The organism is Rhodoplanes sp., from assembly GCF_013377085.1.
In the GTDB taxonomy this organism is placed as follows: domain Bacteria; phylum Pseudomonadota; class Alphaproteobacteria; order Rhizobiales; family Xanthobacteraceae; genus Rhodoplanes.
On record NZ_JACAAX010000027.1, the window covers coordinates 19,469 to 43,483 of the forward strand.

General features: G+C 68.6%; 19 protein-coding genes and 1 riboswitch. Of the genes, 5 read left to right on the plus strand and 14 right to left on the minus strand.

Annotated features, from left to right (window positions below; all coding sequences use genetic code 11):
* Window positions 1–116 precede the first annotated feature (116 nt).
* From HXX10_RS18260 to HXX10_RS18275, 4 genes are all read right to left on the minus strand, one after another.
* Window positions 117–806, minus strand: coding sequence for an ABC transporter ATP-binding protein (locus tag HXX10_RS18260; RefSeq protein ID WP_296524225.1), 690 nt, complete (start codon window positions 804–806; stop codon window positions 117–119).
* On the minus strand, window positions 803–1,600 hold the full coding sequence (locus tag HXX10_RS18265; protein ID WP_296524226.1) for an ABC transporter ATP-binding protein: 798 nt from the start codon (window positions 1,598–1,600) through the stop codon (window positions 803–805). Before HXX10_RS18265 ends, HXX10_RS18260 begins: the two co-directional genes overlap by 4 nt.
* Window positions 1,601–1,709: 109 nt before the next feature.
* On the minus strand, window positions 1,710–2,948 hold the full coding sequence (locus tag HXX10_RS18270; protein WP_296524227.1) for an ABC transporter substrate-binding protein: 1,239 nt from the start codon (window positions 2,946–2,948) through the stop codon (window positions 1,710–1,712).
* A gap of 258 nt (window positions 2,949–3,206) precedes the next feature.
* Window positions 3,207–4,631 (minus strand): M24 family metallopeptidase, encoded by a 1,425-nt coding sequence (locus HXX10_RS18275; RefSeq protein WP_296524228.1) that lies wholly within the window; start codon window positions 4,629–4,631, stop codon window positions 3,207–3,209.
* Between the two features lie 608 nt (window positions 4,632–5,239).
* Here HXX10_RS18275 and HXX10_RS18280 point away from each other — a divergent pair.
* The 3 genes from HXX10_RS18280 to gcvP all read left to right on the plus strand — a co-directional run bounded on the left by HXX10_RS18280 (window position 5,240) and on the right by gcvP (window position 10,107).
* Window positions 5,240–5,947, plus strand: a complete 708-nt coding sequence (locus tag HXX10_RS18280; RefSeq protein WP_296524229.1) for a GntR family transcriptional regulator — start codon at window positions 5,240–5,242, stop codon at window positions 5,945–5,947.
* A 213-nt stretch (window positions 5,948–6,160) separates the two neighbouring features.
* The gene (locus HXX10_RS18285) at window positions 6,161–6,703 is read left to right on the plus strand and encodes a flavin reductase family protein (protein ID WP_296524230.1); all 543 of its coding nucleotides are present in this window, start codon (window positions 6,161–6,163) and stop codon (window positions 6,701–6,703) included.
* 116 nt (window positions 6,704–6,819) lie between these two features.
* Window positions 6,820–6,906: riboswitch (glycine riboswitch) on the plus strand.
* A 315-nt stretch (window positions 6,907–7,221) separates the two neighbouring features.
* The gene (gene gcvP / locus HXX10_RS18290; RefSeq protein WP_296524231.1) at window positions 7,222–10,107 is read left to right on the plus strand and encodes an aminomethyl-transferring glycine dehydrogenase; all 2,886 of its coding nucleotides are present in this window, start codon (window positions 7,222–7,224) and stop codon (window positions 10,105–10,107) included.
* An 86-nt stretch (window positions 10,108–10,193) separates the two neighbouring features.
* Here gcvP and HXX10_RS18295 read toward each other — a convergent pair whose 3' ends face one another.
* From HXX10_RS18295 to HXX10_RS18330, 8 genes are all read right to left on the minus strand, one after another.
* Complete coding sequence (locus HXX10_RS18295; RefSeq protein WP_296524232.1) at window positions 10,194–10,976, minus strand: sulfite exporter TauE/SafE family protein; 783 nt, start codon at window positions 10,974–10,976, stop codon at window positions 10,194–10,196.
* Window positions 10,973–13,390 carry a phenylalanine--tRNA ligase subunit beta gene (pheT, locus tag HXX10_RS18300; protein WP_296524233.1) on the minus strand — a complete coding sequence of 806 codons (2,418 nt, stop codon included), beginning with the start codon at window positions 13,388–13,390 and terminating at the stop codon, window positions 10,973–10,975. The genes HXX10_RS18295 and pheT overlap by 4 nt, the downstream gene beginning before the upstream one ends.
* Window positions 13,387–13,896 (minus strand): endonuclease domain-containing protein, encoded by a 510-nt coding sequence (locus tag HXX10_RS18305; RefSeq protein WP_296524234.1) that lies wholly within the window; start codon window positions 13,894–13,896, stop codon window positions 13,387–13,389. The genes pheT and HXX10_RS18305 overlap by 4 nt, the downstream gene beginning before the upstream one ends.
* 173 nt (window positions 13,897–14,069) lie before the next feature.
* On the minus strand, window positions 14,070–15,152 hold the full coding sequence (gene pheS / locus HXX10_RS18310) for a phenylalanine--tRNA ligase subunit alpha (protein ID WP_296524235.1): 1,083 nt from the start codon (window positions 15,150–15,152) through the stop codon (window positions 14,070–14,072).
* Window positions 15,153–15,258: 106 nt separating this feature from the next.
* The gene (gene rplT / locus HXX10_RS18315) at window positions 15,259–15,618 is read right to left on the minus strand and encodes a 50S ribosomal protein L20 (protein WP_296524236.1); all 360 of its coding nucleotides are present in this window, start codon (window positions 15,616–15,618) and stop codon (window positions 15,259–15,261) included.
* 72 nt (window positions 15,619–15,690) lie between these two features.
* Window positions 15,691–15,891, minus strand: coding sequence for a 50S ribosomal protein L35 (gene rpmI, locus HXX10_RS18320; RefSeq protein ID WP_296524237.1), 201 nt, complete (start codon window positions 15,889–15,891; stop codon window positions 15,691–15,693).
* Between the two features lie 266 nt (window positions 15,892–16,157).
* Window positions 16,158–16,697, minus strand: coding sequence for a translation initiation factor IF-3 (infC, locus tag HXX10_RS18325; RefSeq protein ID WP_296524282.1), 540 nt, complete (start codon window positions 16,695–16,697; stop codon window positions 16,158–16,160).
* 186 nt (window positions 16,698–16,883) lie between these two features.
* Window positions 16,884–18,086 carry a glycosyltransferase family 4 protein gene (locus tag HXX10_RS18330; RefSeq protein WP_296524238.1) on the minus strand — a complete coding sequence of 401 codons (1,203 nt, stop codon included), beginning with the start codon at window positions 18,084–18,086 and terminating at the stop codon, window positions 16,884–16,886.
* 348 nt (window positions 18,087–18,434) lie between these two features.
* Here HXX10_RS18330 and HXX10_RS18335 point away from each other — a divergent pair, with 348 nt between their 5' ends.
* Window positions 18,435–19,226 carry an alpha/beta hydrolase gene (locus tag HXX10_RS18335; RefSeq protein WP_296524239.1) on the plus strand — a complete coding sequence of 264 codons (792 nt, stop codon included), beginning with the start codon at window positions 18,435–18,437 and terminating at the stop codon, window positions 19,224–19,226.
* Window positions 19,227–19,285: 59 nt separating this feature from the next.
* Window positions 19,286–20,257: a hypothetical protein gene (locus HXX10_RS18340; RefSeq protein WP_296524240.1), complete on the plus strand. Its 972-nt coding sequence runs from the start codon at window positions 19,286–19,288 to the stop codon at window positions 20,255–20,257.
* Between the two features lie 141 nt (window positions 20,258–20,398).
* On the opposite strand, the gene purH is transcribed toward HXX10_RS18340, so the two are convergent.
* Both purH and HXX10_RS18350 read right to left on the minus strand, forming a co-directional pair.
* Complete coding sequence (purH, locus tag HXX10_RS18345; RefSeq protein ID WP_296524241.1) at window positions 20,399–21,991, minus strand: bifunctional phosphoribosylaminoimidazolecarboxamide formyltransferase/IMP cyclohydrolase; 1,593 nt, start codon at window positions 21,989–21,991, stop codon at window positions 20,399–20,401.
* Between the two features lie 249 nt (window positions 21,992–22,240).
* The gene (locus HXX10_RS18350) at window positions 22,241–24,007 is read right to left on the minus strand and encodes a heparinase II/III family protein (protein WP_296524242.1); all 1,767 of its coding nucleotides are present in this window, start codon (window positions 24,005–24,007) and stop codon (window positions 22,241–22,243) included.
* Between the last annotated feature and the right edge of the window lie 8 nt (window positions 24,008–24,015).

Genomic DNA, 24,015 nt, shown 5'->3' on the forward strand with positions numbered 1-24,015 from the left:
CCGCTCCCTCGCCTTTTGGAACCGTCCGAACCGTCTCGAAGGCTTGCCCGGCGAGCCGATCCGACAGCGGCACGTTCTGTTCCCACGGACCATCGAGGTCCGCGGGCCGTCTCGGACTAGAGGTACGGCTCGCAGAACTCCGGCGTGATCTTGTCGCGCTCGGTGATCTCGGCCATCAGCCGACCCTCGTTGAGGGCATAAATCTTGTCGGAGATCGCACAGATCATCGGCAGGTTCTGCTCGACGATGACGAGCGCCGCACTCTTGCTCAGCTCGCGGAACACGTCCTTGAGATGCGAGACGATGCTGGGCGCCAGACCCTCGGTCGGCTCGTCGATCAGCAGGAGCTTGGGCTTGCCCAGGATGGCGCGGCCGATCATCAGCATCTGCCGCTCGCCGCCCGAAAGATAGCCCGCCTTGCGGTCGATCAGGACCTTGAGCTTGGGGAAGAACTCGAGCACCGGTTCCCAGTTGTAGTCGCCGGAGGCGTAGCTGCCGAGCTCGAGATTCTCGCGCACCGTGAGGTCGGAGAACACCTTCTTGTCCTGGGGGATGTATTTGATCCCCATCCCGGCGATCCCGAAGGCGGTGCGACCGACCAGGTCGACGCCGTCGGAGCTGATGGTGCCGGAGCGCGGCCGCAGGAAACCGGCGATGCTCTTCAGCAGCGTCGACTTGCCGGCGCCGTTGCGGCCGACGCAGCCGACGACCTGCTTGTCGAGGACGTTGATGCTGATGTCGAACAGGACCCTGGATTCGCCGTAGGACGCGTTGAGCCCCTCGACGTTGAGAACTTGGCTGCTCATGACACGGCCACCCCGGTCTCTTCGGCAGGCGTCGATATCTGCCAGTAGCTCCGCCGCACTTCGGGGTGCCGCAGGCACTCCTGCACGGGTCCCTCGGCGATCACCCGCCCTTCGTGCATGACGGTGAGGCGCTGCAGGAAGTCCTGGACGTGCGACAGCTTGTGCTCGACGATGAGGATCGTTTGCCGGCCGACGCGCGCCTTGAGCACGTCGAGCAGCATCTTGATCTCGGATTCCGCCAACCCGGCCAGCGGCTCGTCGAGCAGCAGCAGCGAGGGATCCGCCAGGATCGACATCGCGATCTCGAGCCGGCGCTTTTCGCCGAGGCTGAGGTTCTTCACGATGCGGTCGCGGATGTCGCCGAGATTGAAGGTATCGAGGATCTCGAGGATCTTCGGGTCGTTGCGGTGGCCCTTGCAGGTGTTGAAGAACAACGCCAGCAGCGACGGCTTCTTGTGCGCCCGGAAGAACGACAGGACGAGATTGTCCACCACGCTCAGGCTGTCGAACGTCGCCGTGAGCTGGAACGTGCGCATCATGCCGAGGTCGACCCGCCCCTCCGGCGGCATCCGGGTGACGTCCCGGCCTCGAAAGAAAACCTTGCCCTCTTCGGGCGGGTAGTAGCCGGTGAGGAGATTGAAGAAGGTGGTCTTGCCGGCGCCGTTCGAGCCGATGATGCCGGCAACGTCGAACTCTCGCAGGACGAAGTTCACGTTGTTGACGGCGACCAGCCCGTGGAACCGTTTGGTGACGCCTTCCGCCCTGATGATCTCGGCGCGCGGATCGGTGCTCACAATGTTCCCCGTTTCTGATCATCTCCGGCGGCGAGGACGCCCGCGAACCGGAGAGAGGTGGGATCGGAGGCCGGCCGTACCGGTCGGCCTCCGCCGCGGAGAGGAGAGATCAGTAGCCGAGAGACTTCAGCGGCGGCAGGATCGCGTCGCCGCCCATGGAGCCCTGCACGGCGAACAGGTCCCACTCGTTCTTCTGCTCGCCGGGGCCTTTGCCCTTGACCAGGAAGGCGCCGTACTTGAATGCCGCCTGATGGTCCTCACGCCAGATCGCCGGCCCCTTGACGGAGTCGAACTTGCCGCCGTCGGCCGTGATGGCTTCAGTGACCTTGGTCGCGTCGAACGACTTGGACTGCTCGAAGCCGCGGAACATCTCCATATAGGCGATATAGGCGATCGCCGCGTAGGCGTCCGGCGGATAGCCGTACTTCTCTCGGAACAGCGCGGTGAAGTCCGCGGCCGACTTGGCCACGGCCTGGTCCTCGAAGCCGGCGAGGTCGTAGTAGAAGTAATGCATCGCGTAGACGCCCTGCAGGGCCTCGGGCGGCAGGCCCTTCGCCACCACATTGGTGATGAAGGCGTTGAAGATGGTCATCTCCTTGTTGAGGCCCATCTGGTGGGCCTGCTTGAGGAGCGCGACCGAGTCGGCGGCGAACTGCGCGGCGATGAACACGTCCGGCTTCGCGGCCCGCACCTTCTGCAGGATGGTGGTGAAGTCGCTGGTGCCGAGCGAGGCCTCGTCGTAGCCGACGATCTCGGCGCCGTGCTCCTTGGCGGCCGCATAGACGCCGTCACGAATGTCCCAGCCCCACGAGTCCGAGCGGGCCAGGAAGAAGATCTTCTTCTTGCCGAGCGTCTTCACGGCCTGGGTGCCGGCCATGTAGCCGACCGTCCACGGGCTGTAGGCGGCCGCAAAGGTCGATTTCGCGATCTTGCCCTTGGTGAACGCTTCCTTGGCCTGGACGCAGACCGGGAAGTAGGGCATCGGCTCGCGCGACACGATGGCGTTGATCGCATAGGCGAGCGGGGCCCAGGTCTGGCCGCCGACGCCCTTGACGCCTTCCGACACCATGTAGCGATAGCGGCGCACGCCGACGTCGAGCTTCGACTCGTCGTCGTCGACCATGCCCTCGAGCATGACCTTGCCGCCCGGCATGTCCAAGCCGCCCCGCTTGTTGATCACGTCGACGGCGAGGAGCGCGCCTTGTTTCTGGGTCTCGGCGACGGCAGCGAACGGCCCGGTGAGGGGAAGCAGGATGCCGACCTTGACCTTGCTCTGCGCCGCCGCAAGCCCCGGCGCGAGCACGCTACACAGGGCGGAGACGGCGACCAGACCCAATAGTCTTTTCATTTCGGTCTTCCTCTCTATCTAGCGATGGGTTTTATTGGAATAGGCAAGTACAACGCGGCTTTTCTTGTAGTTTTCAGCCTGCAACACTCCCGAAGGGCCCGCAATGCGGTAAAGTGCGGCACACGCGCTCGTGCACGATCGGTGCCTCGTCTCCTCTGCTCGGACCTCCCCGGACGAGACCGCACCCGGACGCCGCGACGTCGACGGAGGCGGATGAGAAAGGGGCGCGGCCGCGCCGCGCCCCTCCAGTGTCGATGGTCACTTCTCGAGCGAGGGGTGGTTGACGCCGCCCGGACGCACGTGGTCGCCGACGGCCTCTTCCATATGCTCCATCAGCGTGAAGATGATCGGGCCGTTCGGACCGACCAGCACGTTCTCCTCGAGGCGCGTGGTCTGCTCGAGCAGCGGGTGCCCCGCGAAGGTCTCGATCGCGAAGTACATGTTCTCCTTGATCTCGGCCGGCTGGCTCAGCGAGTAGGCGCGGGAGATCCACATGCCTTCGTAGAGCGTGATGCCGATCGAGTGGGCGAACTGCTGCAGCGTCACGGTGCCGTAGGTGTCGTCGTCGTATTCGGGGAACTTGGAGGCGACGTCGGCCGTCGAGTTGCCGGGCTTGAGCATCTCGATGCCGGCATACATGGAATCGTAGGTCTGTTTGTAGAGGTCGATTTCCTTCTGGGTCATCTTCGCCGCACACTTGAAGCAGCGCACGTAGTCGATGAACATCCCGGACGGGCCGACCGCGTTGATGTCGACGATGACGAGATCGCCCTGGCGAATGATCTTGTCGGTCGCCCACCGGCGATACGGGCTGGTGTTGCCGCCCGAGGCGACGATGATGTCGTAGATGATCTCGCAGCCGAGCCGCAGCATCAGCTCGTGCACCTTGGCCTCGATCTGGCGCTCGGTGATGCCCGGCTTCAGCCATTCGTGCTTGATGTGCCACATGGCGGCGTCGCCGATGGTCGACGACTGCTTCAGGAGCTCGATCTCGTCGATCGTCTTGACGACGCGGGCCGCCGACATGGCCGGCCAGCCGTTGACGATGTTGATCTTGAACTTCTGGAACGCGTCGAGCGACGGCATGTCGAGATTGTCAATGCCGATCTTCTCTTTCTCGACGCCGTGCTCCTTGAGCACCTCGTAGATCGAGGCGACCATGCGCTCGGCCATGTAGGGCACGGCCGACTCGGCCCACTGCCAGGTCATGGCGGGGCGGATGTTGTCGCGCATCATCAGGCCCGGATCGGTCAACGGATCGATCTTGTGCTCCTTGGCGCCGGCCGCGATGGAGGCGGAGCCCTTCAGTCCTTCGGCGATGTTGCTGCCGCGGGTCTTGTGCAGCCACGGAAGGTCGATGCGGGCGCACTGCATGTCGGAGCCGGCGGTCTCGAACAGGACCGGGTCGCCCCCGCGCGGCAGCACCGCATAGCGGATGTTGATGTTGTACTTCCAGTTGCCCTGATACGAACCGGTGATGTAGCGAATGTTTGCGCCCGCATAGAGCACCAGCGCGCCGAGATCGTGGATCTCCATCTGCTCGCGGGCCTTCGCCAGCCGCTCCTTGCGGAGGCGCTCGTAATCGACGCGATACTGCCAATCGCAGCCTTGGGCCGCATACACCCGGCGCGGCAGCTGGTGATGCGGCTTGCCGAGAAATGCATGGTCAAGTTCATAGCTCATGGAGCGCTCCTCGTTGGACCGACTTCGAGGTTAGGAATGTGGGAGCCCGTGTTGCGGGACGGTTGGGAACCCGTGTTGCGGGGAGGTGCGAAGAAAGCCCGAACGCAAGTGATCCGAGCAGCCGGGATTATAACGGTCGCGGACCGGGAGGGAAGCGAACGGCGATGTGGTTCCTACGGTGCTGCCTTGCAAATTTGGACGGCGACGACGACGCTGGAACCGCCCCGGACGCAGCGTGTTGACCGTCGTCCGAGCATGCGCGCCGGAGCATCTGCCGGTGTGATTCGCACCGATCCGGTTTTCGCCGATTGCAGCGGAAACCGCCGCGCTGCGCAAAACGCGGTGGTGCGCCGCGTCCGGCGCGCGGCTGTCGCACTGCGTCACCCCGGTCCGCTGGCGTCGAGCCCCGAACAGCTTTAGGATTTGGGCGGCGCGACAGGAGGTCGCGGGGGCCTGCTGCCGTATACCGCGGCGCAACATGACATGGCCCGTCTGGCTCGAAACGGCAGGGCGTCCCCATGGCACAGGCTCGGAGCGAACGTAGCGCACGGCCGAAGCGCAAGAACGGCGAGACGGAGGCCTCACCGCGCCCGCCCAAGGCGTCGTCGATGTCCGACCGGGCGTATCAGCAGATCAAGGAGCTGATCCTCACGCTGTTCTTCCTGCCCGGACAGTACCTGAACGAGGCGGCGATCTGCGATCTCCTGAAGCTCGGCCGCACGCCCGTGCATCAGGCCCTGCAGCTCCTGCAGGTCGAGGGCCTGGTGGAGGTGGTGCCACGCAAGGGCGTGATCGTCCGCCCCGATTCGATCGGTGAGGTGATCGAGATCCTCGACGCGCGGATCCTGGTCGAGGTCGAGCTGGTGCGACGCGCCGTCGCCAACGGCACGCGCGAGGACCTGCGCGAGCTCGCCGCCATCCTGGACAAGACCAACCGCCGCCACGGCGGCGGCTCGATGGACGCCTTCGTCGAGTCCGACCGCGCCTTCCACGTCAAGGTCGCGGCGATGTCGGGCAACGCCATCCTGGCCGACTTCGTCCGCCTGATGCACGAGCGCTCGACCCGCTTCTGGTATCTTCACCTGTGGCAGACGATCGACCTCTACGGGGCGTCGCGCCAGCATCGCACCATTCTCGAGGCCATCGAGGCGCACGATCCCGAGCGGGCCGCGCGGGCGATGCGCAAGCACATCGACAGCCTGCGCGAGCGGCTCCAGCACATCCTGCACAACGCGCCCTCGCGCGGCGGCCGCCCGAGCGCAGTGCCGCAGGCGCGCACGCGGCGGATCGGCGCCGGCGGCGCGTCCCGGACCTGAGCGTATCGGCCCGGCGGACGCTCGGGACGCGCGCCGCGCACGCTTTACATGACAAGTTCGACGCCCGCACCGGCGCGCAGCGCCGGTCCCGCGGCCGGGTGGCGCGGCGCGGCACCGCTTGATGCGGCGGTGCAAAGCTGATTGATAGCGGCACCCCCCGCGCCGCGGCCGCCGATCCCTGCGATCGCCGAGCCGCCTGGAGCCGCACCGCGCATGCAGGACGTCCCGTTCGATCAGGCCCGTTTCCGCCAGGCCCTGGGCCGATTCGCGACCGGGGTCGCCGTGGTGACGGGGCTCGCCCCAGACGGCACCCGGCTCGGCATCACGGTGAGCTCGTTCAACTCGGTCTCGCTCGTCCCGCCCCTGATCCTGTTCAGCATCGCGTGCCGGGCCAACAGCTTCCCGGCCTGGCAGGCGGCGCAGCACTATGCCGTCAACATCCTGTCCGAGGCGCAGGAGGCCCTGTCGGACCGCTTCGCCCGCCCCCTCCCCGACAAGTGGGACGGCGTCGAGACCATCGCGGGCCGGCGCGGCCTGCCCATCCTGCAGGGGGCGCTCGCCGTGCTCGAATGCGAGGCGCATGCCCGCCACGACGGCGGCGACCACGAGATTTTCGTCGGCCGGGTGGAGGAGCTGCTGATCGGCGGCGCCCCGGGCCGGCCCCTGGTATTCTTCTCGGGGCGCTACCGGCGGCTCACGGCCGATGGCGAGGCCCATGTGGCCCCATCTGATTCACTGTTTCCGCGAATCTGGTGAACGGCGGTTCACTTTGTGGATTCGTTGTGCATGCCTGCTTTCGCGGCAGGCCCCGATCTTGACTTCGCGGACCGTTGACGGCATCGATTGAAGACCTTGGATCAAGGAGGTTTCGCGTACTCTCGACGGGAGAGACCGGCTCTGCCGGCGCCGAAGGAGCAACCGCCCCGGAAACTCTCAGGCAAAAGGACCGTCGCGAGGAGTGAATCTGGAAAGTGATCCGTCGCGTCACTATGCGAGCGGGTCCGCCGACGGGATAACACTCTCAGGCACAGAAGACAGATGGGGCGCCGAGGCGAGCTGAGCTTGTCGGAGGGCGCCCATGTCGTGCCGTGGCACACAGGCCCATCACCGTCCGTTCGGCTTGCGTTCGTTCCGCGGTGACGCGCGACGACGCATCGCCCTGGCACCTGTATCCGGCCCGTTCCGCGCGCCGGCGCCCGTCCGTGTCCGACGGAGGGCTCCGGCGATCGTCACGGGGACCGCATCGTCGTCAGGCCCGACCCGAGGACCGCAGCATGAACGCCCCCATCCGCATGCAGACAGACACCCCCGCCACCGATTTCGCCCACCGCCATATCGGGCCGAGCCCGCGTGACATCGACGTGATGGTCGAGGCGGTCGGAGCCAGAAGCCTCGACGGCCTGATGGCCGACGTCATCCCGGCGGCGATCCGCCAGGCGACCCCCCTGGCGCTCGGTCCAGCGCTGTCGGAGACCGCGGCACTCGCCCGCATGCGCGCCATCGCGGCTCGGAACGAGGTGTTCGTGTCGCTGATCGGCCAGGGCTACCACGGCACCGTGCTGCCCGCCGTCATCCAACGCAACCTCCTCGAAAACCCGGCCTGGTACACGGCCTACACGCCGTACCAGCCTGAGATCAGCCAGGGCCGCCTCGAAGCCCTGATGAACTTCCAGACCATGGTGATGGATCTCACCGGCCTCGACGTCGCCAATGCGTCGCTGCTCGACGAGGCGACCGCCGCCGCGGAGGCGATGACGCTGGCCCATCGCTCGGCGAAGTCGAAGGCGACGGCCTTCTTCGTCGACCGCGCCGTGCATCCGCAGACGCTGGCCGTGCTCGAGACCCGGGCCGCGCCGCTCGGCCTCACGCTGGTGGTCGGCGACCCGGCGGAGGACATCGACCCCGCCGGCGTGTTCGGCGTGCTGGTGCAGTATCCCGACACGTATGGCGCGGTGCGCGACTGGCGCGGCCTGATCGGCCGCGTCCACGCCGCCGGCGGCCTCGTGGTGATGGCGGCCGATCCGCTGGCGCTGACCCTGCTGGTGCCGCCCGGCGAGCTCGGCGCCGACATCGCCGTCGGATCCACGCAGCGGTTCGGCGTGCCGATGGGCTACGGCGGCCCACACGCCGCCTACATGGCGGTGCGCGACGGCCTCAAGCGCACCATGCCGGGCCGCCTCGTCGGCCTCTCGGTCGATTCGCGCGGCGCGCCCGCCTACCGGCTGGCGCTGCAGACCCGCGAGCAGCACATCCGCCGCGAGAAGGCGACCTCGAACATCTGCACGGCGCAGGTGCTGCTCGCCGTCATTTCCTCGATGTACGCCGTCTATCACGGGCCCGAGGGCCTCACCGAGATCGCCCGCCGGGTGCATCGCCGCACTGCCGTGCTGGCCGCCGGGCTTCGCGCGCTCGGCTTCGGCGCCCCGGCGACGCCGGTCTTCGACACCATCACGGTGGCGGTCGGCGATCGCCAGGACGCGATTCTGAAGGCGGCCCGCGCGGAAAAAATCAATCTGCGCGCCGTGGCGCCGGGCGCCTGCGGCACCGAGGCCGCGATCGGCATCAGCCTCGACGAGACCACCGATGAGGGCGTGGTCGAGGCGGTGTGGCGCGCCTTCGGGGGCGCGCTGCGCTACGACGACATGCTGGGCGAGGCCGACCACCGGCTGCCGGCCGGCCTGGTGCGGACCTCGCCGTTCCTGACCCATCCGGTGTTCCGCCGGCACCGCAGCGAGACCGACATGCTGCGCTACCTGCGCAAGCTGTCGGACCGGGATCTCGCCCTCGACCGGGCCATGATCCCGCTCGGCTCCTGCACCATGAAGCTCAATGCCACGGCCGAGATGATCCCGATCACTTGGCCGGAGTTTTCCGACCTGCACCCGTTCGCCCCGCCCGAACAGGCGCAGGGCTACGGGCAGCTCGTCGACGAGCTTTCGAAGATGCTCGCCGAGATCACCGGCTACGACGCGGTGTCGCTGCAGCCGAACTCCGGCGCCCAGGGCGAGTACGCCGGCCTGCTGGCGATCCGCGCTTATCACGCCGCGCGCGGCGAGCAGCATCGTACCGTCTGCCTGATCCCCTCCTCGGCGCACGGCACCAACCCGGCCTCCGCCGCGATGGCCGGCATGCAGGTGGTGGTGGTCGCCTGCGACCGCGACGGCAATGTCGATTGCGACGACCTGGAGGCCAAGGCAACGGAGCATGGCGACAAGCTCGCCTGCGCCATGATCACGTATCCGTCGACCCATGGCGTGTTCGAGGAGCACATCCGGGAGATGTGCGACATCGTCCACGCCCATGGCGGACAGGTCTATCTCGACGGCGCCAATCTCAACGCGCAGGTCGGCTTGGCGCGGCCCGGCCTCTACGGGGCGGATGTCAGCCACATCAACCTGCACAAGACCTTCTGCATCCCGCATGGCGGCGGCGGCCCCGGCATGGGGCCGATCGGCGTCAAGGCGCATCTGGCGCCGTTCCTGCCCGGCCACCCCTGGCTCGACGGCGGCTCGGCAAAGGTCGGCCCGGTGTCGGCGGCGCCGTTCGGCTCGGCGTCGATCCTGCCGATCTCCTATGTCTATGTGCTGATGATGGGCGCCGCCGGCCTGAAGCAGGCGACCGAGGTGGCGATCCTGTCGGCGAACTACATCGCCTGCCGGCTCGCGCCCCACTATCCCGTCCTCTACAAGAACCACAACGGCCGGGTGGCGCACGAGTGCATCGTCGATCCGCGCCCGCTGAAGGAGCGCACCGGCGTCACCGTCGACGACATCGCGAAACGGCTGATCGACTACGGCTTCCATGCCCCGACCGTGTCGTTCCCGGTGCCCGGCACGCTGATGATCGAGCCGACCGAGTCGGAGCCAAAGCACGAACTCGACCGCTTCATCGACGCGATGATCGCCATCCGGCACGAGATCGCCGCCGTCGAGGCGGGGCGGTTCACCATCGAGCAGTCGCCCCTGCGCCACGCGCCCCACACGGTGCACGACCTCGCCGACGACGCGTGGGAACGGGCGTATTCGCGGGCCGAGGCGGTGTTCCCGGAAGGCGTCGCACGCGCCGACAAGTATTTTGCCCCGGTCGGCCGCGTCGACAACGTCTACGGCGACCGCAACCTGGTCTGCTCCTGCCCGCCCATCGAGACGTATGGGGGGTAACGGAGCACAGCATCGTAGGGTGCAATGAGCGAAAGCGAATTGCACCGCCGGCGCCGGCGGTGCAATTCGCTTTCGCTCATTGCGCCCTACGGCCGAAGGATCCCGTCGAACAGCGGCAGGCTGAACAAGCCGGTGGCGGCGATCAGGCCGTAGGCGACGGCACGGAACACGCGGGCGTCGGTGAGGCCGAACATGCGGGTGCCGATGTAAAGGCCGAAGCCGTAGACCGGCCCGATCAGCAGCGCGAGGCCGAACACCGCCTTGGTGAACATGCCGACGGTGAGATAGGCCGTGATCGACAACAGCGTCGACAGCGCGAAGTAGAAGACCAGATTGGCGCGCATATGCGCGTGGTGGCCGCTGCCGCCGAGCCAGTAGAGGACCACGGGCGGCCCGCCCGTCTGCGACATGCCGCTGAAGAAGCCGGCCATCGCCCCGACCGCGACGGTCAGCGGCCGCCGCGGCTTGCCCTGGAAGCGCCAGCCCGACATCACCACGGCGAGCATCGCCAACACCAGCACGGCGACGGCCCAGCGGATCGACACCGGGCTCGCATGCACCAGCACGAAGGTGCCGAGCGGCAGGCCGACCACCGTTCCGGTCAGCATGGTCAGCACCTCACGCTTGTCGGCGAGGCGCGCCGCATTGGGGATCATGCCGGCCGACATCACCACGTCGACCACCACCAGCAGCGGCGCCACCAAGCTGGGCGCGATCATGGTCGAGGCGAGCGGCACGAAGATCAGGGCCGAGCCGAAACCGGAGAAGCCGCGCGCCAGGCCGGCGATGAAGGCGGCCACCGCGACAAACGCGATGGCGCCGGTCGTGTAATCGCTGATGCCGAGCGCGAGCGCGAGCTCGCGCATCATGCCCTCAGCACCCCGCCGGTGCGCTTGCCGACCTCGCCGACGATCTTGCCCGCCACCGCCTCGATCTCCTCGTCGGTGAGAGTCTTCTCGCGCGGCTGCAGCATGACGGCCACGGCGATCGACTTCTTGCCGGGATCGATGCCCTTGCCCTCGTAGACGTCGAACACCGTGACGCCGGCGATCAGCTTGCGGTCGACGCTCTGGGCCGCCCGCACGATGTCGGCCGCCTTGACGGCGTGGTCGACGATGAAGGCGAAGTCGCGCGACACCGGCTGGAAGGCCGCGAGATCGAGCGGCGGCTTCGCCCGCGTGGTGCGCGCCTTCGGCTCGGGAATGCGGTCGAGGATGAGCTCGAAGGCGACCAGCGGCCCGGCGACATCGAGCGCCTCGAGGAGCCTGGGGTGCAACTCGCCGAAATGGCCGAACACCAGCTTCGGCCCCATCTGCAGCGTGCCGGAGCGGCCGGGATGCAGCCAGGCGGGACCGCCCGGCTGGATCTGGACGCTCTGCACGGGCGCGCCGGCCGCCGCCAGCACGGCGAGCGCATCGCCCTCGATGTCGAAGGCGTCGGCCGGCTGCGCACCGGTCCGCCATTGCCGGCCGATGCCGTTCGGCCGGGCGAGCCCGCGCCGCAGACCGGCGGCCGCGATGAACTGATCCTCCGGCCGGTCGCCGCGGAAAATCTGGCCGACCTCGAAGAGTGCGACATCGGGAAAGCCGCGGTCGGCATTGCGCTGCGCCGAGGCGATCAGGCCCGGCAGCAGGCTCGGCCGCATGTCGGAGAGCTCAGCCGCGATCGGATTGGCGAGCGCCAGCTCCGGCTGGCCGCCGCCGAACAGCTCGGCCTCTTTCTTCGAGATGAACGACCAGGTCACGGCCTCGGTGAGGCCGCGCGCGGCGAGCGCCCGCTTGGCGCGACGGGTGCGGCTCTGGATCGGCGTGAGCACCGGCTTGCGGCCGCGATCCTCGCGCTCGAACGGAGTCAGCGGCACGCGATCGACGCCGACGATGCGCACCACCTCCTCGACCAGGTCGGCGACGCCGTCGACATCGGGACGCCACGACGGCACCGCCACCTTCAGTTGCTTGGCCTGGCCGGCGACGAAGAAGCCGAGCCGGGTCAGCACGCGCTTGGTCTCGGCGAGGCCGACATCGAGGCCAGCGAGGCGCGGCAGCGCGTCGAGCGGAAAGTCGATCACCTTGTCGGGGATCGGCGGGGTGCCTGCGACCACCAGGTCGGACGGCGTGCCGCCGCACAGCTCCATCACCAGGTGCGTCGCGAGGTCGAGCCCGGGCAACATGAAGGCCGGATCGACGCCGCGCTCGAAGCGGTAGCGCGCGTCCGAGGTGATGCCGAGCCGGCGGCCCGTGCGGGCGATGGCGATCTCGTCCCACAGGGCCGACTCGATCAGCACGTCGGTCGTACCCTCGTCGCAGCCCGAGGCCTCGCCGCCCATGATGCCGGCGAGCGATTCGACGCCGGTCTCGTCGGCGATCACGCACATGCTCTCGTCGAGCGCATAGGTCTTGCCGTCGAGGGCGAGTAGTTCTTCGCCGGCGCGGCCGCGCCGCACCGTCAGGTTCCCGTGCACCTTGGCGGCGTCGAACACGTGCAGCGGCCGGGCGCGGTCGAAGGTGAGGAAGTTGGTGATGTCGACCAGGGCGTTGATCGGGCGCAACCCGATCGCCAGCAGGCGGCGCTGCATCCATTCGGGCGACGGGCCGTTCTTGACGCCGCGCACCAGCCGCAGGCCGAACGCCGGGCACAGCGACGGCGTGTCGCCGAAGTCGAGCGTCACCGACACCGGACACGGGAACGCGCCCTTCACCGGATGGATCGGCTTGCTCAGCAGCGTGCCGACATCGGCGGCGGCGAGGTCGCGGGCGATGCCCGACACGCCCGTGCAGTCGGAGCGGTTGGGCGTGAGATTGATGTCGATCACCGGATCGTCGAGCTTCGCCCAGGCGGCGTAGGGCGCGCCGACCGGCGCGTCGGCGGGCAGCTCGATGATGCCGTCGTGATCGTCGGAGATGCCGAGCTCGTCGCCCGAGCACAGCATGCCGTGGCTCTCGACGCCCCGGATGGTGCCGACCGAGAGCGTGATCTTCTTGCCCGGAATGAACGTGCCGGCCGGCGCGAACACGCCTTTCAGGCCGGTGCGCGCATTGGGCGCCCCGCACACGACCTGCACGGGCGCGCCGGTGCCGGTGTCGACCATGCAGACGCGCAGCCGGTCGGCGTTCGGGTGCTGCACGGCCGAGACCACATGGGCGACGACGAAGGGCGCCAGCAGCTTGCCCTTGTCCTCCACCTCCTCGACCTCGAGCCCGATCATGGTGAGCTTGTCGACGATCGCCTCGAGCGAGGCGTCGGTGTCGAGGTGATCTTTGAGCCAGGAGAGGGTGAATTTCATGTCGAGCGCTCACCAAGCCGACCGCGCTCTCCTCCATCGCCGGACGCGGAGGAGACCAGGGAGCGTTCATCGCTCTGTACGGTCGCAGTTTGAGGGTTCCCTCCCCCCTTGTGGGGGAGGGACAGGGAGGGGGGTGCGCCCCGCATTGCAGCCTCGGCCGTCTCTCTGATAGCCGCGACGACGCCTTCGAGATTTCGGAGGACCTGATCGTTGGTGAACCGCACGACGCGGTAGCCCTGCGACCCGAACCAGGCATCACGCGTCCGATCGCGACCGTGTCGCGATTCGAAATCGTGACTCTCACCATCCAGCTCGACGACGAGCTTGGCGGAATGGCAGACGAAGTCGGCGACATAGACGCCCATCGGCACTTGGCGACGAAAGCCCAGCCCCTCGATCCGGTGCGCCTTGATGTAGCGCCACAGCAGCGTCTCGGCCCGCGTCATCGTCTGACGGAGCTGTTTCGCGCGCTCACGTTGCCTGTCGTCGACCCTCGTATGCGGCATCTGCCCGACCCCCCTCCCTAGCCCTCCCCCACAAGGGGGGAGGGAACAGGGCGGAATGCGCGGCACGCTCGTGCCCAAATCACCAACCGTCGTCTTCACGTCCATCGCGCTGTTCACGCCCCCCCCCGCACGCGGGGGAGGGAGCGCACGCACTCGCCTCCACGACCGGGATGTCACCCGCTCAATCCGCCCGCCAGCGTCGGGAAATCGAGCGGGCGGAAGCCGTAGTGATCGAGCCAGCGGACGTCGGCCTCGAAGAAGGCGCGCAGATCCGGCATGCCGTATTTCAGCATGGCGATGCGGTCGATGCCCATGCCCCAGGCGAAGCCCTGGTAGACGTCGGGATCGATGCCGCAGTTGCGCAGCACGTTGGGGTGCACCATCCCGCAGCCGAGGATCTCCAGCCAATCCTCGCCCTCGCCGAAGCGGATCTCGCCTTTGTCGCGCCGGCACTGGATGTCGACTTCCAGCGACGGCTCGGTGAACGGGAAGAACGACGGCCGGAACCGCATCTTCACCTGATCGACCTCGAAGAAGGCCTTGCAGAACTCGGCGAGGATCCATTTCAGGTGGCCGAGATGCGAGCCCTTGTCGATCACCAAGCCCTCGACCTGATGGAACATCGGCGTGTGGGTCTGGTCGCTGTCGCACCGATAGGTGCGGCCCGGGCAGATGACGCGGATCGGCGGCGCCTTCGACAGCATGGTGCGCACCTGCACGGGCGAGGTGTGGGTGCGCAGCAGCCGGCGCGAGCCGTCCGGCTTCGGCGGGAAGAAGAACGTGTCGTGCATGTCCCGGGCGGGATGGCCCTCCGGGAAGTTCAGCTTGGTGAAGTTGTAGTCGTCGGTCTCGATGTCGGGGCCTTCGGCGACCTCGAAGCCCATGTCGGCGAAGATCGCGGTCAGCTCGTCGACCACCTGGCTGATCGGATGGATCCGGCCGCGGTCGAGCGCGCTGTCCGGCAGCGGCAGCGTGACGTCGACCGTCTCGGTGGCGAGCCGCTGGTCGAGGGCCACATCGCGCAGCGCCTGGCGGCGGGCGACGAGCGCCTCGCCGAGCCGGTCCTTGAGGCCGTTGATCAGCGGGCCCTGAGCCTTGCGCTCCTCCGGCGACATCTTGCCGAGCGTGGCGAGCAAGGCCGAGACGGCGCCCTTCTTGCCCAGCGCGGCGACCCGCACGGCCTCCAGGGCCGGCTCGTCGGCGCTCGCCGCGACGTCGGCGAGGAGACGGGCTTCGAGCTCGGAAATCTCGGACATGGCTCAACCCAATGCATCGGGGCCGTCCGCTCGCGCGAACGACCCTGCAACACGACCGCAGCAGATCACGGCCTCGGACCCGGTCGAAATCCCGGACCGCCAGGCGTCAGGCCGGCAGCGCGGCCTTGGCCTTCTCGACGATCGCCTGGAACGCCGCCGGCTCGCGGATCGCGAGGTCGGACAGCACCTTGCGGTCGACCGTGATGCCGGCCCGGGCGAGGCCGTCGATGAAGCGGCTGTAGTTGAGCTCGAACGGACGGACGGCGGCGTTGAGCCGCTGGATCCACAGCGCCCGGAAGGTGCGCTTCTTCCGCTTGCGGTCGCGAAAAGCGTACTGGTTGGCCTTCTCGACGGCCTGCTTGGCAACCCGGATGGTGTTCTTGCGGCGGCCGTAATAGCCCTTGGCGGCCTTGAGGATTTTCTTGTGCTTGGCGTGCGCAGTGACGCCACGTTTGACGCGGGCCATGGCTGATCTCCTGACAAAGACGGTTCGGAAAAAGCGGTCGGGTGAGCCGCGCGCGTGGCGCGGCGTCGGCGATCAGCCGTTGGGCATCCAGTACTTGATGACCCTGTCGCCGTCGGTCTTGAACATGACCGCCGTGCCCCGGTGCTCGCGGATCTGCTTGGTCGACCGCTTGATCATGCCGTGACGTTTGCCGGACTGCTGGAACTTGACCTTCCCGGTGCCGGTGATCTTGAAGCGCTTCTTGGCGCCCGATTTCGTCTTCATCTTGGGCATTTGGCTCGTCTCCTGGCCAGCCATGACCCGCGCCGAGCCACGAGGCTCGCGGGGTCCGCCGGACCGTCTGGTTGAATAGAGCGCACCCGCAAACGGGCACGGTGCCCAAAAGGGCACGACACCGCCACGGCAGCCCATTTTCAGCCGGGCGGCGGGAAGGCGCGGTTATGGCAGAGGCGCCGGAAAATGGCAACTCCGGCCGCGGCACCAATGGCCTGCGGCCGGATGAGCCCTCCCGGACAGACGCGGCGGGCCGGCGGCGCGCCTCAGCGCGGCGCCAGCACCATCACCATCTGGCGGCCTTCCATCTTGGGGTCCTGCTCGACCTTGGCGAGCTTCGAGGTGTCGTCCTTGACTCGGTTGAGGAGTTGGAACCCGAGCTCCTGGTGGGCCATCTCGCGGCCGCGGAACCGCAAGGTGACCTTCACCTTGTCGCCCTCCTCGAAGAAGCGGTGCATGGCGCGCATCTTCACGTCATAGTCGTGATCGTCGATCATCGGGCGGAACTTGATCTCCTTGACCTCGACGATCTTCTGCTTCTTGCGCGCCTCGGCGGCCTTCTTCTGCTCCTGGTACTTGAACTTGCCGTAATCGAGCAGCTTGCATACGGGGGGCTCCGCATTGGGCGCGATCTCGACCAGGTCGAGCCCCGCTTCCTGGGCCAGCCGCAAGGCCTCCGCAATGAGAACGGTGCCTTTGTTGGCCCCGTCCTTGTCGATCAGATGAACCTCTCGGACACGAATTTCGTCGTTGACGCGCGGACCGTCCTTTTGGACCGGTGGCGGCGCTCTCATGGGGCGGCGAATGGCTTTGAACTCCTCTGCCGTTGAACCTGGGTCGTCTCAGTGACGTGCCGTCTCTCGAAAATGACTGCTAGCTCCGTCGCGGGCCGACCATTCGGGGGGCGGCAGGGCCGCATCGGCACAAGGCCGGCGGCCGCGCCGGACGGGGCGCGCGAGGGATCAATAGAATTGGGACATTCGGGTTTCAAGTCAACGTTGCTGCGACTCGACCGCGGCGCCATCGGAACGGGGCACCGGTGCCACGGTAGCGAGGGGCGCGCACAGCTCGGCATAGATCGCGAGAATCCGGGCGGCCGCGTCGTCCGGGTCGAACTCGGACAGCACCCAGGCCCGGGCCCGCTGGCCCATCGCCTGCCGCAGCGCCTCGGGATAGGCCAACATGCGGACCAGCGCCGCGGCGAGCGCCGAGTCGTCGCCGGCCGGAACCCGCAAGCCGGTCATCCGGTCCTCGCCGACGGCGGGAGGCGCCAGCACTGCCTCGGGGCCGGCGGCGAGATCCGAGGCGATCACGGGCCGCGCCATGGCCATGCCCTCGAGCAACCCGCGCGGCAGGCCTTCGAGCTGGACGGCGGCGCTGACCACCACGCTCGCGGCGGCGCAATAGGCGGCCGGATCCGGGCTCGGCCCGCCGAGGCGAACCACGTCGGCCGTGCCCGACGCGAGCACCTGATCCCACAGCTCGCCGCTGTAGCGCGAGCGGCCTCCGTCCTCGCCGGCGAACACGAACAGGAAGTCACGCAGCCCCTTCTCCTTGAGGCGCCAGGCCGCCTGCACGGCGACATGGTGGCCGCGGCGGCGGATGATGCGGCCCGGGAACAGCACCACGCGGGTCTCGGGCGTGACACCCCAGGCCTTGCGGACCGCCGTGATGCGGTCGGGCGCGATGCCGCACGGATCGAAGCCGGCGAGATCGAGGCCCGGATGCACCACGACGAGCCGCCTCCACGGCACCCGGTGGCGCTCCACCATGAGGTCGCCGATCGGCTCGCTGACGGCGATCACCCGGTCGCCCCGGGCCATCACGCCATTGTACCAGTGCTTGAGCCGGTTCTGCTCGCGGAACCCGGTGTAGCAGGTGGTGAGGAACGGGCGTCCGGTGGCGCGCGCGGCTGCCCAGGCGCTCCAGGCGGAGGCGCGACCATGGGCGTGCACCGCGTCACAGCCATACAACCGGATCAGCCGGCGCAGACGGCCGGCATTGGCGGCGATCACCAAGGGATTGTGGCTCGCCGCGTCGAGCCTGACGAGCTCACCGCCGAGCCGGGCGACCTCATCCTCGAAGCGACCGCCCTGCGAGACCACGATGCTGCGGTGCCCGGCGGCCGAGAGCGTGCGGACGAGATCGAGGGCGCCCTCGTCGGCCGCCCCGACATCGAGGGTCGGAACCGTCATCAGCACGGTCAGGCGCCGCGACACGGATCGGCCGGAGCGCGGCTGGTCGCCCGTCGGGTCGCCGACCCCGTTCGCATCCGAGCGTACTCCGGGGATCGACGATCCCCCCGAGATCTCGTTTGCGCACGGACCGTGCGACGCGCCCAGAGCTGCCGGCAATCACAACCCTCCTGGCACGCGACGCGACGGCGTGCGCGCAGTGCGGGCGTCGAGCCCGGCGTGCTGGTATAGACCGCGCGCCGGGGGGCGGCAATATTCGCAGCATCACGACCCCGACAGGTCAGCGCCCGCGCCGACACGACGCCGAGCAGGCGCGAGACGCACACTGCAAGGATCCGGAGTGCCCGCATGGAAAGCAATGTCGTCCATCTGACGGTCGGCGAGGGCGGCACAGCCCGGCGAATCGCGGTGCGGACACGCGCCGGCGCTTCGCCCGGCCTGGTCTGGCTCGGCGGCTTCATGTCGGACATGAAAGGCACCAAGGCCCAGGCGCTCGACGCCTTCGCGGCGGAGCACGGCCGCGCCCTCGTCCGGTTCGACTATTCGGGCCACGGCGAATCGGAGGGCGCGTTCGCGGACGGCACCATCGGGGCGTGGCTGGAGGAGGCGGTCGCCGTGTTCACGGCGGTCTGCCGCGGCCCGCAGATCCTGGTCGGCTCGTCGATGGGCGGCTGGATGGCGCTGCTGCTGGTGCGCGAGCTCGCCCGCCGCGCCGCACCGGCCGATGCCACGGTCGCCGGCATGCTGCTGATCGCGCCGGCCGTCGACTTCACCGAGGAGCTGATGTGGAAGCGGTTCCCTCCGGAGGTGCGCCGGACGCTCGAGACCACCGGCCGCTGGCTGCGCCCGACCGACTACGACACCGGCCCGCATGTGATCACACGGCGGCTCATCGAGGAGGGCCGTAACCATCTGCTGCTCGGCGGCCTGATCGAGACCGGCTGCCCGGTCCGCATCCTGCAGGGCGTGCAGGACCCCGACGTGCCGTGGCAGCACGCCATGGCGCTGGTCTCGCGGCTCGCTTGCGACGACGTGGTGCTGACCCTTATCAAGGACGGCGACCACCGGCTGTCGCGCCCCGAGGACATCGCCCGGATTCTTCGCGCGGTCGCCGAGATGGACGTGGCCGGATCATCGTAGGCCGGCAACAATCCGGTGCGACGATCGCCGCGACCCTCCCCTCCCGAGAAGGACCTCGCATGCTCCGCCTGCTCGTCTTCGCTGCCGCTTTCGCCCTGTCGCTGCTGCCGGCCACAGCCGCCGAGCCGGTCGGCGGCGAGCGCGCCTTCTCGTTCGTGGCGCTCGGCGACATGCCCTACACGGTCCCGGCCGACTACGCGCGCTTCGACCGGCTGATCGCCGCCGTCAACCGGCTGAAGCCGGCCTTCTCGATTCATGTCGGCGACACCAAGAGCGGCACCACGGCCTGCACGGACGAGGCCTTCAAAAAGGTGCTCGATCAGTTTCAAAGCTTCGACCAGCCGCTCGTCTATGCGATCGGCGACAACGAGTGGACCGACTGCCACCGCACCGGCTCCGATCCGCGCGAGCGCCTGGCGCGCGTGCGAAGCATGTTCTTCGCGCCGCCGGACCGCAGCCTCGGCCGCACGAGCATGCCGCTGGAGAGCCAGGCGACGGTGCTGCCCGGCTTCTCGACCTATGTCGAGAACGCCCGCTTCGCCAAGAACGACGTGCTGTTCGTCACCCTGCATGTGGTCGGCTCCAACAACGGCTTCGAGACCTTCGATCCCGCCGCCGCGACAGAGTATTTCGAGCGCAACCGCGCCAATCTGGCCTGGCTCGCCGCGAGCTTCGCCAAGGCCCGCGAGACCGATGCGCGCGCCGTCGTCGTCGCGTTCCAGGCCAATCTGTGGGACATCCGCGACTCGGTCGGCACCATCCCGCCGGCCTCGGGCTTTCGCGACACCATCGCGGCGATCGAGCGCGAGGCGCGCGCCTATGGAAAGCCCGTGCTGGTGATCCAGGGCGACTTCCACACGCTCGAGGTCACCGGCTTTCGCGATACCCGCATGCGTCTGGTGCCCGGCGTGCAGCGCCTGCAGGTGATGGGCGAGACCGAAGTGCAGGCCGTGCGCGTGATCGTCGATCCCGACATGCCCGGCGTCTTCGGCTTCGTGCCGCTGATCGTCCCGGAGAATGTGTCGCGGTGAGGCGCAACACCTCGAACCGCTCGTCCCCGCGAAGGCGGGGATCCAGGAGCCTCACGGCAAAACGCATCGAAGACTGGATTCCCGCTTGCGCGGGAATGAGCGGAGCTCGGGTCCAGGCTCGACCCGGACCGCCGCCCCCGCTCAATGCCGGAAGTGGCGGAGCCCGGTGAGCACCATGGCGACGCCGTGGTCGTCGGCCGCCTTGATGACCTCCTCGTCGCGGATCGAGCCGCCCGGCTGGATCACCGCGGTGGCGCCGGCCCGGATCGACACCAGCAGCGCATCGGAGAACGGATAGAACGCGTCGGAAGCGACCACCGAGCCCTTGGTGAGCGGCGCCGGCAGCTCGGCGAAGCGCGCCGCGGCTTCCGCCTTGCGCACCGCGATGGCGGCGGAGTCGAGCCGGCTCATCTGCCCGGCGCCGACGCCGACCGTCATGCGGTCCTTGGCGTAGACCACGGCATTCGACTTGACGTGCTTGGCGACCCGGAAGGCAAAGCGCAGGTCGGCGAGCTCGGCCTCGGTCGGCGCGCGTTTGGTCACCACCTTCAGCTCGACGTCGTCCACCACGGCGTTGTCGCGCGACTGCACCAGGAAGCCGCCCGACACCGAGCGCATGGTGAGGCCGCGGCCGCGCGGATCCGGCAGGCCGCCGGCCAGCATCAGCCGCAGGTTCTTCTTCGACCGGACGATGGCGATCGCCTCCTCGGTCGCGTCGGGCGCGATGATCACCTCGGTGAAGATGCCGGTGATCAGCCGCGCCGCCTCGACGTCGAGGGTGCGGTTGACGGCGACGATGCCGCCGAAGGCGGAGTCCTGGTCGCACAGCAGCGCCTTGCGATAGGCCTCGCCGAGCGTCTCGCCCTCGGCGACGCCGCACGGATTGGCGTGCTTGATGATGGCGCAGGCCGCGGTGCGCTTCGGGTCGAACTCGGCGACGCATTCGTAGGCCGCGTCGGTGTCGTTGATGTTGTTGTAGGAGAGCTGCTTGCCCTGCACCTGGCGGGCCGTGGCGACGCCGAAGCGGACCTCCGGGGTGCGGTAGAAGGCGGCGACCTGGTGCGGGTTCTCGCCGTAACGCATGGTCTGGATCAGCCGGCCGCCGAGCGCCCGGTAGTCCGGCGCGTTCTCCTCCAGCGTCTCGGCGAACCAGCCCGAGATCGCCGCGTCGTAGGCAGCCGTGCGGCCATAGGCCTTGGCGGCGAGCTTGCGTCGCAGCGCCAGCGTCGTGGCGCCGCCGTTGGCCGTCATCTCGGCCAGCACCGCGGCGTAGTCCGAGGCCTCGACCACCACGGTGACGTCGGCATGGTTCTTGGCGGCGGCGCGCACCATGGCGGGGCCGCCGATGTCGATGTTCTCGATGCAGTCGGCGAAGCCGGCCCCCTTCGCGACGGTCGCCTCGAACGGGTAGAGATTGACGACGAGCAGATCGATCGGCGCGATGCCGTGCGCCTGCATGGCGCCGACATGCGCGGCGTCGTCGCGGATCGCGAGCAGGCCGCCGTGCACCTTCGGGTGCAGGGTCTTGAGTCGCCCGTCCATCATCTCGGGAAAGCCGGTGAGGTCGGCGACGTCGCGCACGGCGAGACCGGCCTCGGCGAGCGCGGCCCTTGTGCCACCCGTGGAGACGAGCTCGACGCCCTGGCGGGCGAGCTCGCGGGCGAAATCGATCAGGCCGGATTTGTCGGAAACAGACAGAAGTGCGCGGTGAATGCGACGCGGTTGCTCGGTCATCGAAGCATATCAATCTGGTTGATTTCGTTCGGCGGCATCATGGGCCGCAGGGCTTGGCTTGGCTAGAGCATTTTCCGGCGAAGTGGATCCCGGCTCGCCGTCAAAATGCGATCAGGGGATAACCCGACAGCATGGTCCGACGGGACCTCGCGCGAGAGCATTTTCCCCGTCGGGGGCGCTCGTTCACGGCCGAAATCGCCGCGCGCCGCGGCTCTGCCCGCGTCGCCCGAGGCCCCGCGTGCCGGGAGATCAGAACGGCAGTTCGGGCGCCTGCTCGCGGCCCCGCCGCGCACTCGCTGCGGCGGGCTGCGGCTCGCCCGCGAACGCGAAGGTCCACTCCACCCGCGGCGCCCGGCGGGCGTGTCCGTGGATGACGAGCTGGGTGGTTCGCCGCGGCCCGGTGCGGCCCCCCAGATAGACGCTCTCGGCGATCTCGACCTGGTCCTCGTGCGCCAGGAAGGTCCACACGTCCTTGTTGGGCAGGCTGAGCATGACGCCGTGCCCGTCATGGATCCGCGTCGCCCGGATGGCGGGATTGAGGTGGAAGCGGACCGCGAACTCGTCGGGCGCCTTGGCGGGCAACGCCTCGCCGCGGGCCGGCAGGAAGATGTCCTCGCCCTCCAGCCGGGTGCCGTCGGCGGCGAGCGTCAGGGTGCGCTGATGGATGACGCCGAAGCGCTCGGCATAGCCGTCGTGACTGACCCGGACCTGCTCGGCATGGTCGTCGGCGTCGCGCGCGATCACCACCCGGCGCGGACCGGCCGCGATCAGCGTGCCGAACACCCGCCGCAGCAGGCGCGTGTCGTAGAACTCGCAGGACGAGGTCTGGTTGAACGTCACGGTGGAATGCGCCGCCGTCGCCCGGGCGAGATGGCGCCAGTTGCCCTTGCCGGTGGCGGGCAGGCCGCAATTCACCACGATGCGCTGCTGGCGCGACGACAATTCGAAGCTGAGACAGCCGGCATGGGCGTCGGCCGACAGCGCCAGCGGCGGCGGCGAGCCGGTGTCCATCAGGACCACGGTCTGGCGCGTCTCGATGCGCTGATAGCCCGAATGGGTCGCATTGGCGACCGGCGCACCGCGGGCGTCGTCATAGGCCAGGATGGTGGAGAGCAGATCCTGACCCGTCGGCCCCATGCCGTTGAACAGCGCGAAGGTCTTGTCGCTGTGCCGGAAGAACCGCAGCATCGGCATCATCCGGTCGATCGCGTGCAGGAGCGCGGGCGGCGGCGCGACATTGCGGGCCGTGAAGGCCTGGGCGAGCGGCAACAGGTCGGCGAGCAGCTCGATCAGGGCGCCCGGATTGCGGCTGACATGGCCGCCGTCGGCGAGGATCTGGCGGTCGATCTCGGCCGACAGCCGCCTTGTGGCGCCGCGCAGAGAGCGGAGCTGGCCCGTCATGCACAGCGCCGCATAGGTCAACGCGATATAGGCCTGCAGGCGGGGCACGCCGTCCTGCGCGTCGGCCGCCGTCCAGCGCAGGAAGCGCACCTGGCGCGACAGGCTGCGCAGGAAACGGCGATAGAAGCGCACGTCGGCGTCGGCGAGGATCAGGCTCGCCTGGGCCAGCCAGGCGACGACGCGTCGCGAGAGGATCTCGGGCCGCCAGGCGACCGGGTGCCAGCCGCCCTGCAGGCTGATCCACTCGTCGACCAGCGCGCGCGCATTGGCGCGAGAGGCGGCGGATTCGGCGGCGCGCAGATGGCGCAGCCAGTTGAAGCCGAGCAATGCTGCGGCCCAGTCGGCCGAGGGCGGTTCCATCTCGAAGGGCGAGCGGCCGTCGCACACGACGATCTTGCCGGCGAGCGCGAAGCGGCCCGCATAGATCTCGCTCGCCCGGGTCGGATCGGCGGTGCGCAAGCTCTGCGGCGCGATCGCGATCCGATCGCCCCGGCTGAACCAGCGGAAGAGCTGCAGGACGCGCAGCACCGCGAGCCGGCCCGCCGCGTGAGCGAGGCCGCGCCGCAGCGCGAACCAGATCAGTTTGCCGCGGTCCGCGACCGATACGCCGGACATCGAACCAA